Genomic DNA, 16,385 nt, shown 5'->3' on the forward strand with positions numbered 1-16,385 from the left:
TTTGGGGTGTTTTTATATCTACACTATTTATAAACAGCTAGTTTATCGATCACCAAATCGTATACAAATATATTGTAATTAATTGATAATATTTGATTTTCATATAGATAAGTATTTTAAGTGCTATATTCGATAGTATTCGACATTTGTTCTCAACGATGTATAAGGTCACATTGAGCTCTATAGCATCAGTAACCTCTTGTTAGTTTATAGCAGAATATTTACGTGTTGTTTTAATATCAAAAGCTTAATGCGATCAGCTTTAAATAGTTCATCAAATCTCTATCCATTGAAATGAGCTCAATGGCATTAAATACGGGGATTAAATTGGTATTCAATACTTTTTTAATATATAAAAAAGACTAAGCGTGTTGAGTGTTAAGCTTAGTCTTTCTGTTTTACCTAACGCCTAGATAAATAGAATAATTTACTCTGCTTTTTTATGGCGTTCTTGTAAGCAGCCTATAACATCAGATAGTGATAATGACTGATCTTGTAATAATACCATTAAGTGATAGAGCAAATCTGAGGCTTCATTTTTTAGCTCTTCTCTATCATTAACCGTTGCCGCTAGAGCGGTTTCAACGCCTTCTTCACCTACTTTCTGTGCTATACGTTTTGTTCCACTGGCGTAGAGACTTGCTGTATAGGAGCTATCTGGTGAAGCAGTTTTACGTTCACGCAAAATATTTTCTAATTCATAAAGAAATCCCCACTGGCTTTGTGCTGGGGAAAAGCAGCTTTCTGTACCATTGTGGCAAGTTGGGCCAATTGGGTTTGCTAATATTAACAATGTATCATTGTCGCAATCAGGATAAATATCAACCAGCTTAAGGAAGTTGCCAGAGGTTTCACCTTTAGTCCATAAGCGTTGTTTAGTACGAGAATAAAAGGTGATATTTTCACTTTCAAGCGTGACATTTAAAGCTTCTTTATTCATATAGCCAAGCATTAAAACATCACCGGATATAGCATTTTGGATAACGACAGGTATAAGATTATCCACTTTTTGCCAATCTAAATTGTCTATTTTTTCTTTGCTAATCATATTCTCACCTTAACGCCATTTTCTGCGAGATACTGTTTTAATTCATTAATATTGATAATTTGTTTGTGAAAAACAGAAGCTGCAAGTGCACCATCAACATTTGCTAGTTTAAACGCATCTAAAAAGTGCGACATTTCACCTGCACCACCAGAGGCAATTAACGGTACTTCAGCAGCTTGGCGTACTAAGGCAAGTTGTTTTAAATCGTAGCCTTGGCGTACTCCATCTTGGTTCATCATATTAAGAACGATTTCACCAGCACCTAGCTTTTGAATTTCACGTACCCAGTCTAGAGTTTTCCATTGTGTTTGCTGAGTTCTTTTTTCATCACCAGTAAATTGATAAACCAGATATTCACCTGTATTTTCATCAAACCATGTATCGATACCAACAACGACACATTGCACACCATAGCGATCAGCTAAACGAGAAATAAGATTGGGATCAGAAAGTGCAGGGGAGTTGATAGAGATTTTATCCGCACCAAAGGAAAGAATTTTTCCTGCATCTTCAACTGAGCGTATTCCACCCGCAACGCAAAAAGGAATATCAATAACTTCAGCAACGCGAGAAACCCAGCTTTTATCCACTACGCGTCCATCAGAAGAAGCGGTGATATCATAAAAAACTAATTCATCAGCACCTTCTTTTGCATAACGTTCAGCAAGGGGAACAATATCGCCAATGATTTCGTGATTACGAAATTGAACGCCTTTTACAACTTGGCCGTCACGAACATCAAGACAAGGAATTATGCGTTTTGCCAACATGTGATAGCCTCTTTTAATGTGAATTTGCCTTCTAATAATGCTCTACCAACGATAACACCTACAACACCCGAAGCTGGGAGATCTGCGATATCTTGCAAATCACCAATGCCTCCTGATGCTTGGAATAAGATATCAGGAAAGCGCTGGCTGATTTCTTTATATAATTCGACGTTAGAGCCTTCTAACGTACCATCGCGTGAAATATCAGTACAAAGAACATGTTTTAAACCAACGGCTTGATAGAGTTCAATTATTTCTTCTAAGGTATAAGATGAATTTTCTTGCCATCCACTCACTGCAACCCATTTTTTACCTTGTTTATCAATACGTACATCTAAAGCGAGAACGATAGCGTCGGCACCATAGCGTTCAAACCAAGATTTCACCATTTCAGGCTGGCTAATTGCAGTTGAACCAATGACTACACGACTTGCACCCGCATCTAATAGTGATTTCACATCTTCTTCTGTACGTATACCCCCGCCAACTTGTACTGGAATATTTACGCACGCAACTAGTTTTTTCAGTAAGGGGATTTGGCGTGCTGAAGGATCTTTTGCTCCGGTTAAATCAACTAAATGCAGAAGGATTGCACCTTCTTTTTCATATTGCTGATAACGAGTTAGTGGGTCGTCGTTGTAATCGCGTTGTTTAGCGTAATCACCTTGGTGAAGACGAACGACTTTACCATCAATCAGATCTAATGCTGGAATAATCATAACGCGTTACATCTCCAAAAAATTCTTGATAAGTTGAGCTCCCGCTTTTCCTGATCGCTCTGGGTGAAATTGCACACCATAAAAATTATCTTTTTGAATCGCACTGCTAAAGCGAGAACCATATTCCGTTTCTGCGATAGTTGATGAATTAAGAGCTAAACCATAACTATGAACAAAATAGAACCATGCATCATCACTGAGATTGCGAAATAATGGGTGTGCTGGTTTTGCAAGCACTTGATTCCAGCCCATATGTGGAAGGGGTAAACCTGCGGTATCTAATTTATCAATGGTGCCATCAATTAAACCTAATAAAGGAATGTCTTTTCCTTCTTCACTTAGCGATGCCAGAATTTGCATACCTAAACAAATACCCAAAACCGGTTGAGTTAAGGCTTTAATTAAAGGGATCAACTCGCGAGCTTTAAGTTGTTCCATTGCCGCACGTGCAGTACCTACACCAGGTAAAAACAGCTTATCAGCGCCTAATACGGTATTTTTTTCATAAGAAATAATAGGGTCATAGCCCAGTCGTTTTACTGCATAAGCCACTGAGGCTAAATTAGCGCAACCTGTATCTAATATGACAACTTTCATTACAAAACACCTTTTGAGCTTGGTAAGGTATTGCCTTCCACGCGAATGGCTTGGCGTAAAGTTCGACCAAAAACTTTAAACAGACTTTCTGCTTTGTGATGATCGTTTCTGCCCTTAGATTTTAAGTGCAGAGTGCAACCCATGGTGTATGAAAGAGAACGGAAAAAGTGTTCAATCATTTCTGTGCTTAAGTCGCCAACACGCTGATATTTAAATTCAGCTTTGTATTCTAAGTGAGGTCTGCCAGAAATATCTAATGCACAACTTGCAAGACATTCATCCATTGGTAATGTAAAGCCAAAGCGAGCGATACCGCGTTTATCGCCAAGGGCCTCACGCAATGCTTCACCTAAAGCTAGGCCGGTATCTTCAACGGTGTGATGATCGTCAATAACTAAATCACCGTTCACATCGATATTCACGCGAAAACCACCATGAGTGGCGATTTGATCAAGCATATGGTCAAAAAAACCAACACCTGTACTAATTTGGCTATCACCTTCACGATCTAACCAAATATCTATCACAATTTTTGTTTCTTTAGTTTTACGTTCAACGTGAGAATAACGATCTTTTTTCGTTAATTGTTCGGCGATCATCGTCCAATTTAAATCATTTGGGCTATAGCGTAATCCTTGAATATCCATATTTTCAGCAAGTTGGATATCAGTTTGTCTATCGCCAATAACATAGCTATTTGATTTATCTAATACGCCATCAACGAGGTATTGGGTCACTAATCCAGTTTCAGGTTTACGACAAGGACAATTATCTTCAGGTTTATGAGGGCAAATAAGGATCTCTTCAAACTCAATACCTTGTGATGAAAAAATTTGCATCATCAAATTATGTGGCGGATCAAAATCAGCTTGAGGAAAACTTTCTGTGCCTAAACCATCTTGATTGGTGATCATTATTAGTTTATAACCCGCTTTTTGCAGTGCGGTAAGTGCAGGAATAACGCCTTGCTCGAAAGCAAGTTTATCGAGTCTATCAACTTGATAATCTGTTGGCGGTTCAGAGATAAGTGTGCCATCACGGTCAATAAAAAGAATTTTCTGGCTCATGGTTGCGGTTCCTTAGTTGCGATTTTTTCGTTATTATTTTTAATAGTTATATATTTGCAGTTTGAATGTTTCTTATGGCGTTAATCACGCTATCACACTCTTCTGTTGTTCCGATAGATATACGTAAACAACCATTTAAGCCGTATTGACGTTGTTGATCGCGTAATATGATCCCTTGTTCCCATAAAGTGCGGAAAACTCGGCTAGCATCAGTGAATTTCACTAATATATAGTTAGTTTCACTGCGATAAACTTGTTCAACATTAGGCAATTTTTTTAACGCATCAGATAACGCGTTTCTGTTGCGAGATATTTCAGCAACACGCTGATTCATTACCTCAATACCTTTTTCCGTTAACGCTTGAGCTGCAATGTCTGCAACCGGAGTTGAAAGAGGGTAAGGTGCGATGACTTTAAGTAATAATTCAATAACAGGCGGGTTGGCAAGTGTAAAACCACATCGTAACCCTGCTAAAGCAAAAGCTTTCGACAAGGTTCGCAAAATCACTAAATTAGGATAATTTTTTAACCACGAAACAATAGAAGCTTGTGGACAAAATTCAATATAAGCCTCATCAACTGCAACTATTGCTTTACCTGCTGTCATTTCTAACACTTTACGAATGAGTTCTGGGTTAATAATATTTCCAGTTGGATTATTTGGACTACAAAGATAGATAAGTTTTACATTATCTAGTTGTGATGCAATGGCTCTAATGTCAGGGCTCCAATCAGATAGTGTAGGAATAACACGTTGTTCTATACCAAATGTTTCGGCGCTAACACTGTACATGCCGTAAGTTGGAGGGCAGTAAATAACCGCATCTTTACCCGGTTCACAAAAAGCACGGATCAATAATTCGATAGCTTCATCAGCACCACGGCTAACTAAAACGTGTTCAGGTTTGACACCAGCATATGTGGCATAACGCGTAATAACATCAACGGGCTGACATTCTGGATAACGGTTTAGGTTTTTTGCATTAAAACTAAATTCAGGTGCAATGGGATATTCATTTGCATTCAACCAAACTGTTCCATTGCCCCCTAAGCGGCGTGCTGATTGATATGGTGTTAATTCACGGACATTTTTTCTTGCTAATAAAGTAATATCGAATTGGTTATTCATGACTTATTTGTTCCCCTGAGCTAATGCTTTCACGCGCAATGTGACCGCATTTTTATGAGCAGTGAGTTGTTCAGCTTCAGCCAGTATTTCTATCGTTTGTGCTAAATCTGATAAGCCTTGCGCCGTTAATTTTTGTACTGTCATACGCTTCATAAAATCTGCTAATCCTAAACTGGAATAGGTTGCAGTATATCCATAAGTAGGTAGTACGTGATTGGTTCCAGAGGCATAATCACCGGCTGACTCAGGAGACCAAGCTCCTAAAAAGACCGAACCAGCACTTGTGATGCTATCAACCCAGTCGTCTGCATCATCAGTTTGAATAATTAAATGTTCAGGGCCGTAACTATTACTAATTTCAATACATTGTTGGATATCGCGCGCAATAATAACGCGGCTTTCAGCCAGCGCTTGCTTAGCAATTTCCACACGGCTTAAAAGTGCGAGCTGTGTTTCAGTTTCTTTGATTACTGCTTTTGCTAAGGTTTCATCGGGCGTTAATAAAACAACTTGTGAATCAGGGCCGTGTTCTGCTTGTGATAATAAATCGGCTGCAATAAATGCAGGGTTTGCCTTAGCATCGGCAATGACTAATACCTCAGAAGGCCCTGCTGGCATATCAATCGCCGCACCTTGTAACGATTGGCTTGCTTGGCGTTTTGCTTCAGTCACATAAGCATTACCAGGGCCAAAAATTTTATCCACTTTAGCAATAGATTCGGTACCAAATGCCATGGCTGCGATAGCTTGCGCGCCACCGACTTGAAAAATTTCATCAATACCAATTTCTTTGGCGATATATAAGATTTCATCAGCAATAGGCGGTGGTGAGCAAAGAATGATTTTTCGACAACCCGCAATTTGCGCTGGAATTCCTAACATCATTACTGTTGATAATAAAGGCGCGGAGCCGCCGGGAATATAAAGCCCGACAGCATTAATAGGTCTGCTAACTTGCTGGCAAAATACACCTGCTTGAGTTTCGACTTCTATTGCAGTTGGAATTTGTGCTTCATGAAAACGGCGAATATTTCCCATTGCTTGAGCAATAGCTTGTTTTACTTTGCTATCGAGTCTTGCAACAGCTGCATCAACTTGCGTTTTTGTAACCAATACACTTTCTGGCGCCGCTTTATCAAATTTTTGGCTAAGTGCTTTAAGTGCTTTATCCCCGTCATTACGTACCTGTGAAATAATGCTCGCAACTTGTTCTGTAATGGCGCCAGATGCAGAAATAGCTGGGCGAGTTAATAGCACTTGTTGCTGTTCTTTAGTGCATTTATTCCAGTAAGTTAATGTATTAAAACCCGTTTTCATCATTTCACCTTATTCCATCATTTTTTCAATTGGTAAAACAAGAATTGAACTTGCACCTAATGCTTTAAGCTTTTCCATTGTTTCCCAAAATAATGTTTCACTACTTACCATGTGCATAGCAACACGATTTTGATCACCAGCTAGAGGTAAAATAGTTGGACGTTCAGCGCCAGGCAGTAGGGCAATAACATCTTCAAGACAATCGCTTGGTGCGTGTAGCATGATGTATTTTGATTCGCGCGCTTGGATCACCCCTTGAATACGTGTGAGTAATCGTTCAATCAATGCTTGTTTATCAGCATCCATTGCACCGTCACGCTGGATAAGACAAGCTTTTGAACGATAGATAACTTCAACTTCTTTGAGTCCATTGGCTTCTAGTGTTGCGCCAGTAGAAACTAAGTCGCAGATAGAATCTGCCAGCCCTGCACGAGGTGCAACTTCGACAGAACCATTTAATAAACAGGATTTAAACTTAATTCCTTTTTGATCTAGGTAGCGTTTTAAAAGATTTGGATAAGAGGTTGCAATACGTGAGTTGTTTAGGCATTCAACACCTTGATAATCAAAATCTACAGGTGCAGCAAGTGATAAGCGGCAAGCACCAAAGTCAAGGCGGCGTAAGGTGATATAACTTGGATTTTCACCTTGAGCTTGGCGCTTTAATAATTCTTCTTCTAAAACGTTTTCACCGATTATCCCTAAATCGACAACGCCATCCATCACTAAGCCGGGAATATCGTCATCTCTTACGCGTAAAATATCGATAGGCATATTTTCAGCGTAAGCAATTAGGCGTTGTTGGTTTAAATTAATTTTGATACCACAACGTGCTAATAAAGCACGAGAATCATCACTCAAACGACCTGATTTTTGCATTGCAATTCTTAATCTTGCTTTATCTAACATGTTGTCACCCTATCTTTATTTATATTTTTGTTATGAAAATTAGCTATAAAAAAACCCCGGAAGTTGCCTTCCGGGGTTTTCTTTTTCATCTGCATTCAGACCACCGGAAGCGTTACTTGAACGTCTTCCAGCACTCATCGCCTGAAAGACTAGTCAGGGTGATGGTGATGATGATGGTTTAATTGAATGCTATACATGATTATTTTCCTAGCTAATTACAATGCTCGTTATTATTACCAGCATTTAGAATTTGTCTGCCTTTCAACCTACATGATTTATAAAGCTAAAAGCAACCTATTTTTTAATAATAAATTAAATATTTTATAACTCTATGTTTTTAATATTATTTTAATATTTCTCTTATTTACTTAAATACATAATTAAGCGAGTATATTGCTTTGTTAGAAAAATAAAAAATCATAAGTAGTATTTATTGGTAATGGCTAAATAAGATATTTGTTGCATAATTCATATGAGCAATTTGTGTAGGGGAGAAAAATGAAACGGATAACCATAGTTGGACTTGGTTGGTTAGGATTGCCGCTAGCAAGTGCATTGCGTGATGCAGGGTATCAAGTCAAAGGTACCAAAACAACAGAAGATGGTGTCGAAGCTGCCAGAATGAGCGGTATTGACTGTTGTTTACTGAAATTAACGCCAGCTATCGAGTGTGACAGAGACGATTTTGACTATTTGATGGAAACAGATGTTTTGATTATTACATTGCCACCTAGTGCTGGTGGTGGTGGATATGATTATGTAGAAAGTATTCAAGAATTAGTAGATAGTGCAATGTCACGCCATGTAGCTAGGGTGATATATATTAGTTCTACTTCAGTATATGGTAGCCAAAGTGGTGTGTTAACGGAAGAAATGGATATAAAGCCTGAAACATTATCAGCAAAAATGATGGCTGAAGTTGAAAATTGGCTGCATCGTTTGCCATTAACCACTGTTGATGTTTTGCGATTAGCTGGATTAGTTGGACCTGGACGTCATGCAGGACGTTTTTTATCAGGGAAAAAGCAGGTAAAAGGCGCTCAGCAATGCGTTAATTTAGTGCATTTAGATGATGTTATTTTTGCTGTTGAACAACTGCTTGCTCAAAATGAAGGCGGGCATTTATATAATTTATGTGCACCTGTTCATCCAAGCAAAAAAGAGTTTTACTCCAAGGCATCGGCACAATTAGCGCTAGTTCCACCTGAATTTGTGGAAGAAGAGCAAGCACCAAGAAGAGAGATCGATGGGCAAGAGATCTGTCGAGATCTAGGATTCCATTATCATTATCCTGATCCCGACAAAATGCCGATGGACTAAATTAGCTAACTGGCAATAAAACAATATCACGGAAAATGGTGCGTTCACTCAATTGTGCAAACCAACGCTCAAGGTGGGGAAAGCTTGGTCTATCTTTACATACTTCAAGCCAGGGATAGACCAAAGGTGCGATAGCAATATCTGCAAGAGAGAAGTGATGACCAGCAAAATAAGGCGTATTTGCCAATTGATCATCAGCAATTTTTATCAGTGTATTAAGTTTTTCTTTTAATGCCTGAACTTGTTGAGGATCTTGCTTCTCTTTTGGTGTTCGCACTATCATGATCATCATTTGCTGAATTGGCGAAAAAAGTGATCCATTTGACCAATCCATCCATTTTTCTACAGATGCACGTTGTTTTGGATCAATAGGGTAGAGTGTGTAATCTTCTTGTTTTGAGCAAAGATAACGAATAATGGTGTTAGACTCCCATAAATAAAAGTCATCTTCTTGTAATGTTGGAATAGAAGCATTGGGATTCATTGCAAGATAATGTGTGTCAGTCAGTCCACCAAAAGGGCCACCAACATCAATTTGCTCATAAGTGACGTTAAGCTCTTTTAGGCACCAAAGGACTTTTTTAACATTCGATGAATTCTTTCTACCCCAGACTTTTAACATAAATGTCTCCTAAATCACGATTAATAACAAAATTCCACTCTATAGGGTGCTAAATATAAATATAAGATAAATCTCTATATATCAATGTTGGCGTCTTATTCCAGAAAGCCCTATAGTAGGAAAGCTTTAACAAATTGATATAAAAGGGTGATCGGTAATGAAAAAAAATCTTCCATCCGTACTCGGTAAGGTTACCGCGGGAATGGGTTTACTGCTAATAATTTCTAGTCCAGTATTTGCAGTGAATAATCCTGTGCCTCCTCAGATTGATGCGAAATCTTATGTTTTAATGGATTACAACAGCGGCAAAATTCTTGCTTCAGAACGACCTGAAGAGCGTTTAGATCCTGCAAGTTTAACCAAGATTATGAGTAGTTATGTGGTTGGGCAAGCAATAAAAGAAGGTCGATTGTCACCCGACGATACAGTTATAGTGGGGCGCAATGCATGGGCAACAGGCAACCCAGTATTAAAAGGCTCTTCATTGATGTTTTTAAAACCAGGTGACCAGGTTAAAGTTATTGAACTTAATCGCGGTATGGTTATTCAATCTGGTAATGATGCCAGTATTGCATTAGCAGAACATGTAGCAGGAAGCCAAGAAACATTTGTTGATTTAATGAACACTTATGCTGCTAATCTGGGTTTGAAAAATACCCATTTTAAAACGGTTCATGGGCTAGATTCTGATGGGCAATATACGACTGCAGAAGATATGGCATTGCTGACAGCTGCGATGATCCGTGATGTGCCTTCTGAATACGAGATCCATAAAGAAAAAGAATTTACGTTCAATAATATTCGTCAGCCAAATCGTAACCGTTTATTGTGGAACAAAAACATGAATGTGGATGGTGTAAAAACCGGACACACAAGTGGTGCGGGTTATAATTTAGTTTCTTCAGCAACAGAAGGCGATATGCGCCTAATTGCCGTTGTATTAGGAACGCCATCAGATAAAGTTCGTTTTTCTGAAAGTGAAAAGCTACTCGGTTGGGGATTTCGTTTTTATGAAACCGTAACACCAGTTAAAGAAAATGCGCCATTAACAACACAAAAAGTATGGTATGGCGATAAAGGTGAAGTGGCGTTAGGGGTAGCAACAGATGCTTCTATTACTATTCCTAAAGGTGAGTTAAAAAACCTGAAAGCGTCATTTACTTTAACTAATCCGGTATTAGAAGCGCCGTTAGCGAAAAACCAAGTTGTGGGTACTGTTAACTTTTTACTTAATGATGAAGTGATTGAACAGCGTCCATTAGTGGTCAAAGAAGCGGTTGAAGAGGGTGGTTTCTTTAGTCGTATCTGGGATTTCATGGTAAAAACAGTATCTGGTTGGTTTAATGCTATATTTGGCTAACAACTATATTGTTACTGAGTTTTTCACCCAATAATAAAAGCAATGCCAGCAATAGCTGGCATTTTTGGGTCATCATTTTAGCTAAAAAACAGCTTAAAAAAGCCCATTAATAACCCCATCATTATCAATATTAATTACTGTTGCTGCGGGTATTTTAGGAAGACCTGGCATGGTGGTAATAGAGCCAGTTAATGCAACAACAAAGCCTGCACCCGCAGAAACATAAACTTCACGTACATTGATAGTAAAATCAGTAGGGCGACCCAGTAATGTTGCATCATCTGAAAATGAATATTGTGTTTTAGCCATGCATATAGGCAAGTGACCAAAGCCCATTTTTTCTATATTTTCTAACATATTACGAGCATTGTTGCCGTAAGTTACACCCTTAGCACCATAGATTTCTTTAGCTATAGTTTCAATTTTTTTATTTAATGAAAAATTATCTGGATAGAGTAGTTGAAATTTTCCTGATTCATTTTGAAGTGTATCAACGACTTGATTGGCTAATTCAATACCACCCGTACCGCCATTTTCCCACACTTTAGTAATAGCAAAGCGGCATCCTCTATTTTGGCAGAATTGTTCGATAAATTTATGCTCAGCTACGCTATCAGTTATATAAGCATTAAGCGAAACAATAACAGGTAAGCCATACTTTTTAAGGTTTTCTATATGCTTTTCAAGATTCACAATTCCTTGTTCAAGCGCAGCTAAATCTTCTTTATTCCATTCACTTTTGCCTAAACCACCGTTATATTTTAATGCCTTGGTAGTGACAACAATAACGGCACAGTCAGGTTTTAATCCACTTATACGACATTTAATATCGAAGAATTTTTCAGCACCCAAATCAGCACCAAAACCTGCTTCTGTAACTACGATATCCGCTAATCCAAGGGCGAGTTTTGTCGCTCTGACGCTATTACATCCATGAGCAATATTGGCAAAAGGGCCACCATGAACAATGGCAGGCGTATTTTCTAATGTTTGCACTAAGTTAGGATTAATTGCATCTTTCAGTAAACTTGCCATTGCGCCAACAGCACCAAGATCTTTTGCTGTTACCGGATTTCCATCATAAGAATAAGCAATAATTATGCGAGAAAGTCGCTGTTTTAAATCATCAATATCTTGAGCTAAGCAGAGGATAGACATTACTTCAGAGGCAACAGTGATAACAAAATTATCTTCTCTAGTCACACCATCTTTGGCTCCACCTAATCCCACAACAGTATGACGTAAAGCGCGGTCATTCATGTCCAGACAGCGTTTGAAGGTGATCTTTTTAGGATCGATATTTAATTCATTTCCTTGATAAATATGGTTATCAAGCATTGCTGAAAGTAAGTTATTAGCTGATGTAATAGCGTGAAAATCACCCGTAAAATGGAGATTAAGATCTTCCATTGGTACTACCTGAGCATATCCGCCGCCAGTTGCTCCGCCTTTAATACCAAAACAAGGGCCAAGAGAAGGCTCACGAAGTGCGATAATTGCATTCTTACCAATATGGTTGAGCGCTTGCCCTAATCCTACGGTAACCGTTGTTTTGCCTTCTCCTGCGGGAGTTGGATTAATTGCGGTGACTAGCACTAATTTGCCGCGTTTATTTTGTTCTATCTTTGACCAAATGCTATTGCTAAACTTTGCTTTATATTTACCATAAAATTCAATATCTTCTTGATCAATATTTAATTTTTTAGCGATATCCTGAATAGGTAAAAGGTGTGCGTCATGGGAGATTTGAATATCTGATTTCATTTTAATTCTCTTTTATCCCGTTGATATATATCTAATAATTTTTGTTAATCTACGCTATAGATAGAGCGACAACGTAGTGCGAGACAAATGCTTGATGAATCAACTTTAGCTAATAATATAAATATGACCAATATATTGATAAGCATGTAAATATTTAGCTTTCGATAATCAGTTTACTATTAAACCATTCAATCACCATTTTTCAATATACACAGACCTTATAAATAGAAGTATTTTTCATTCTGGATGATGATTTATTGAGTACAGAGAAAGCGTTTTACAGAAAGATCATAACTAAAAATGGGTTAGATATAAAAAAGGCGCTTATATCAGCGCCTTTTAGAGTTATTTAATACAATAGAATGTCAACATTAATCACAAGAGACTTTAATCGCTAATCCACCTTGAGAGGTTTCACGATACTTAGAATTAATGTCTTTTCCTGTTTCATACATTGTTTCAATAACTTTATCTAAACAGATACGAGGATCACTAACACGACGTAAAGCCATGCGTGATGAGTTAACGGCTTGTACTGCGGCAATAGCATTACGCTCTATGCAAGGGACTTGAACTTGTCCAGCAACAGGGTCGCAGGTTAAACCTAAGTTATGCTCCATTGCGATTTCAGCTGCGATACAAACTTGTTCTGGACTACCGCCAAGTAGTTCAGTTAATGCACCTGCTGCCATTGAACATGCAACACCAACTTCGCCTTGGCAGCCTACTTCAGCACCTGAAATTGACGCGTTCATTTTGTAAAGAGAACCGATAACGCCAGCCACTAAGAAAAAGCGACTATAAGAGTTTTCATTTACAGGTCGAATAAACTTATCGTAATAAGAAAGCACTGCCGGAATAATGCCACAAGCACCATTTGTTGGCGCTGTAACGACACGCCCACCTGCCGCGTTTTCTTCATTCACAGCAAGCGCGAACATATTAATCCAATCAACTACCGTCATTGGATCTGTGGTAGTTTTATCTTCTGTTACCAACATACGGCGTAATGCAGATGCACGACGTGGTACACGCAATGGCCCAGGTAATAAACCTTCGGTATTTACACCACGCTCAATACCTGATTTCATGACATCCCAAACGGCAGCAAAATGTGCTGATATCTCTTCTTTACTGCGTAATGCTAATTCGTTTTGCATGACTAATGCAGACAGAGAAAGCCCGGTTTCTTTGCAATGACGACGCAAATCTGCCGCATATTGGTAAGGATAAGGTACTTGAATGCTATTTTCTTCGGGTTGACCAAAATGTTCTTCATCAACAATAAAACCACCACCAATTGAATAATATGTTTTTTTCAATAGGGTGAGATCACCATTAAATGCAGTGATAGTCATACCATTTTCATGTAATGGTAGATTGGTTTTATGGAAGTTCATGCCGCCATTAACAGGAAAATTAACTTCTTTCGCGCCATTAGCTAGCATTAAGCGGCCTGTTGTTGCCACTTGCTTCATAAAAGGCGCAATGGCATCAATATCAACCGTATCAGGTAAATTTCCTGCTAATCCCATAATAATCGCGATATCAGTCGCATGGCCTTTACCTGTTAACGATAAAGAACCATAAACATCAACAATAACGTGGGAAACAGAAGAGAGAAGATTTTTTTCAGCAAGTAAATCGACAAATTCTTTACCCGCTTTCATCGGGCCTACAGTGTGTGAGCTTGAAGGGCCAATACCAATTTTAAAAATATCAAAGACGCTAACCATAATATTCGCCTCCCTAATTTAATTTAAAGGCGCAACTGTGTGATTATTAGAGTAATAAGTGTCAGTCTTGAAAACTAAAGCTTTGTAATGGCTACTTTCATTATTGAAAGTAGCCACGTACGCTTCATTAGCCCATTAAAGAGCTTGCTAAGCTATAGAAAACTGCTGAGATTGCGATAAGACCCATAACTACAACAAATACGTTGCTGATATGGCCTTGATATTTCTTCATCGCAGGTACTTTGTGGATGGCATACATAGGCATCAGGAACAGTAACATTGCGATAATTGGACCACCTAATGTTTCAATCATACCAAGAATACTTGGGTTTAATGTTGCTACGATCCAAGTTGTTACTAGCATGAATAGAGCGGTGATTTTGTTTAAGCGATCTTTCTCAATAGTTTTACCTTTATCACGCAGTGATTTGATAATTAAACCATTGAAACCTTCACGAGCACCAAGATAGTGACCTAAGAATGATTTAGTAATTGCAACAAAAGCAATGAAAGGCGCGATATAAGCAATTACTGGTGCTTCAAAGTGGTTCGCAAGGTAAGACAGGATACTGATGTTTTGTGCTTTAGCTTCTGCTAAGTTCTCAGGTGTTAAGCTAAATACGCAGCTAAACACGAAGAACATTACTGTGATAACCATCATGATGTGTGCGTAAGCTAAAATGCGTGAACATTTTTTCTCAGCATTTTCACCATATTCTTCACGTTTTGCTACCGCAAACGCAGAAATGATTGGTGAGTGGTTAAATGAGAACACCATAACTGGAATAGCTAACCACAAAGTAACTAACAGGCCTTGGCCCATACCAGAAGTGGTTGCGTGGTCAAAAGAAAGAGTATCAAGGATCGCGCCATTCCACTCAGGAATAAGATACAGAGCTAAGACCATCAGTACGGCAACAAATGGGAACACCAGTACACTCATTGCTTTAACGATAGCTTGTTCACCAAAGCGGATGATGCTCATAATACCAACAATCAGTACTAGTGATAAAATCGCACGTGGTGGTGCTGACATATGCATTTGGTTAACAATGAAGCTTTCAACGGTATTGGTGATCGCCACACTGTAAACAAGCAAAATAGGATAAATTGCAAAGAAATAGAGCAGAGTGATCAGTTTACCTGCGGTTTTACCAAAGTGTTCTTCAACAACCTCAGTGATATCTTCACCAGGGTTTTTACCAGACAATACAAATCGGCACATACCACGGTGCGCGAAAAATGTCATAGGGAATGCAAGAACCAGCATAATAAGCAGAGGAATTAAACCACCAATCCCTGCGTTAATAGGTAAAAATAGAACACCAGCACCGATAGCAGTACCATATAAACCTAACATCCACACGGTGTCTGATTTACGCCATGCTTTGTAATCACCCTTGGTGTTACCTGATGTGATAGAACCAGCTTGGGTTGTATCCATAATACTCTCCGAAATAACGCGGTAAAAAAATAATGAAAAAAATAAGTGAGTAATAAGTTCTTTCTTACTTATAAAGGAACAAATCACTGTATAAATTTAATAATGAATAAATGAGTGCATTGAGTACCTGGTGTTATCTCAACATCTTCAATTACCACAGTAGATAAATCATTAAACTTCAAAAGAATTATGCTCTTTTGAAATTTGAAAAAATATTCAATAAGTTTATATCCAGACTTAAGAGGTGAAGAATATAGTGTTTTTCAGGATAAAGTACCGTGATCATCATCTCAAATGCTAAATATAACTAAAAAACTGGAAATTGTAACATTTTTTATATTTTGTGTTTTTATTCGCCTTTTTTAAATGTTTTGAAATATATTTCCAATTTTGACGATATGAAAAAATAAAGCCAAATAAATCTTATTAATATATTAATGATTATTTTTGTTCTTTTTTATTTTTTATAAAATAAATGATTAAAATCAATAAGGTTATTTTTGTTTACAATTAAAACATTATTTTAACTTTATAGTTAATTGAAAATTAACGATTTTTTATTTTAGACTAATTATATTAAAAG

Annotated in this window: 14 protein-coding genes and 1 other annotated feature; of the genes, 2 read left to right on the top strand and 12 right to left on the bottom strand. The window is 38.0% G+C overall.

Annotated elements, in window-relative coordinates; all coding sequences use genetic code 11:
- Positions 1 to 427: 427 nt before the first annotated feature.
- Genes hisIE through hisG form a run of 8 tightly spaced genes read right to left on the bottom strand, consistent with a single transcriptional unit; the run spans position 428 to position 7,556 of the window.
- On the bottom strand, positions 428 to 1,048 hold the full coding sequence (gene hisIE / locus PH4a_RS12775) for a bifunctional phosphoribosyl-AMP cyclohydrolase/phosphoribosyl-ATP diphosphatase HisIE (protein ID WP_064719450.1): 621 nt from the start codon (positions 1,046 to 1,048) through the stop codon (positions 428 to 430).
- On the bottom strand, positions 1,045 to 1,818 hold the full coding sequence (hisF, locus tag PH4a_RS12780) for an imidazole glycerol phosphate synthase subunit HisF (RefSeq protein ID WP_129040228.1): 774 nt from the start codon (positions 1,816 to 1,818) through the stop codon (positions 1,045 to 1,047). The genes hisIE and hisF overlap by 4 nt, the downstream gene beginning before the upstream one ends.
- Complete coding sequence (gene hisA, locus PH4a_RS12785) at positions 1,800 to 2,537, bottom strand: 1-(5-phosphoribosyl)-5-[(5-phosphoribosylamino)methylideneamino]imidazole-4-carboxamide isomerase (protein WP_129040230.1); 738 nt, start codon at positions 2,535 to 2,537, stop codon at positions 1,800 to 1,802. The genes hisF and hisA overlap by 19 nt, the downstream gene beginning before the upstream one ends.
- A 6-nt stretch (positions 2,538 to 2,543) precedes the next feature.
- Positions 2,544 to 3,134, bottom strand: coding sequence for an imidazole glycerol phosphate synthase subunit HisH (gene hisH / locus PH4a_RS12790; RefSeq protein WP_064719453.1), 591 nt, complete (start codon positions 3,132 to 3,134; stop codon positions 2,544 to 2,546).
- Entirely contained in the window at positions 3,134 to 4,201 is a 1,068-nt protein-coding gene (hisB, locus tag PH4a_RS12795; RefSeq protein WP_129040232.1) for a bifunctional histidinol-phosphatase/imidazoleglycerol-phosphate dehydratase HisB, read from the bottom strand. The genes hisH and hisB overlap by 1 nt, the downstream gene beginning before the upstream one ends.
- A gap of 46 nt (positions 4,202 to 4,247) precedes the next feature.
- Positions 4,248 to 5,330, bottom strand: coding sequence for a histidinol-phosphate transaminase (gene hisC / locus PH4a_RS12800; RefSeq protein ID WP_129040234.1), 1,083 nt, complete (start codon positions 5,328 to 5,330; stop codon positions 4,248 to 4,250).
- A gap of 3 nt (positions 5,331 to 5,333) precedes the next feature.
- The gene (hisD, locus tag PH4a_RS12805) at positions 5,334 to 6,650 is read right to left on the bottom strand and encodes a histidinol dehydrogenase (RefSeq protein ID WP_129040236.1); all 1,317 of its coding nucleotides are present in this window, start codon (positions 6,648 to 6,650) and stop codon (positions 5,334 to 5,336) included.
- A 6-nt stretch (positions 6,651 to 6,656) separates the two neighbouring features.
- The gene (gene hisG, locus PH4a_RS12810; RefSeq protein ID WP_129040238.1) at positions 6,657 to 7,556 is read right to left on the bottom strand and encodes an ATP phosphoribosyltransferase; all 900 of its coding nucleotides are present in this window, start codon (positions 7,554 to 7,556) and stop codon (positions 6,657 to 6,659) included.
- Between the two features lie 44 nt (positions 7,557 to 7,600).
- Positions 7,601 to 7,730: a sequence feature (His leader region), on the bottom strand.
- Positions 7,731 to 8,054: 324 nt separating this feature from the next.
- Between hisG and PH4a_RS12820 the strand changes: the two genes are divergently transcribed.
- Positions 8,055 to 8,876: an SDR family oxidoreductase gene (locus tag PH4a_RS12820; protein WP_129040240.1), complete on the top strand. Its 822-nt coding sequence runs from the start codon at positions 8,055 to 8,057 to the stop codon at positions 8,874 to 8,876.
- A 1-nt stretch (position 8,877) separates the two neighbouring features.
- On the opposite strand, the gene PH4a_RS12825 is transcribed toward PH4a_RS12820, so the two are convergent.
- A complete protein-coding gene (locus tag PH4a_RS12825) occupies positions 8,878 to 9,498 on the bottom strand; it encodes a glutathione S-transferase family protein (protein ID WP_129040242.1) in 621 nt (206 codons plus the stop codon).
- A gap of 157 nt (positions 9,499 to 9,655) precedes the next feature.
- Between PH4a_RS12825 and PH4a_RS12830 the strand changes: the two genes are divergently transcribed.
- Positions 9,656 to 10,858, top strand: a complete 1,203-nt coding sequence (locus tag PH4a_RS12830) for a serine hydrolase (protein WP_129040244.1) — start codon at positions 9,656 to 9,658, stop codon at positions 10,856 to 10,858.
- A 93-nt stretch (positions 10,859 to 10,951) separates the two neighbouring features.
- Here the strand turns inward: PH4a_RS12830 and PH4a_RS12835 are convergent, their stop codons facing one another.
- The 3 genes from PH4a_RS12835 to PH4a_RS12845 all read right to left on the bottom strand — a co-directional run bounded on the left by PH4a_RS12835 (position 10,952) and on the right by PH4a_RS12845 (position 15,802).
- A complete protein-coding gene (locus tag PH4a_RS12835) occupies positions 10,952 to 12,622 on the bottom strand; it encodes a formate--tetrahydrofolate ligase (RefSeq protein ID WP_129040246.1) in 1,671 nt (556 codons plus the stop codon).
- 371 nt (positions 12,623 to 12,993) lie between these two features.
- Complete coding sequence (locus PH4a_RS12840) at positions 12,994 to 14,358, bottom strand: L-serine ammonia-lyase (protein WP_064719462.1); 1,365 nt, start codon at positions 14,356 to 14,358, stop codon at positions 12,994 to 12,996.
- A gap of 127 nt (positions 14,359 to 14,485) precedes the next feature.
- Positions 14,486 to 15,802 carry an HAAAP family serine/threonine permease gene (locus PH4a_RS12845; protein WP_129040248.1) on the bottom strand — a complete coding sequence of 439 codons (1,317 nt, stop codon included), beginning with the start codon at positions 15,800 to 15,802 and terminating at the stop codon, positions 14,486 to 14,488.
- Between the last annotated feature and the right edge of the window lie 583 nt (positions 15,803 to 16,385).

The sequence above is a fragment of the Proteus hauseri genome (genome assembly GCF_004116975.1).
GTDB classification, from domain to species: domain Bacteria; phylum Pseudomonadota; class Gammaproteobacteria; order Enterobacterales; family Enterobacteriaceae; genus Proteus; species Proteus hauseri.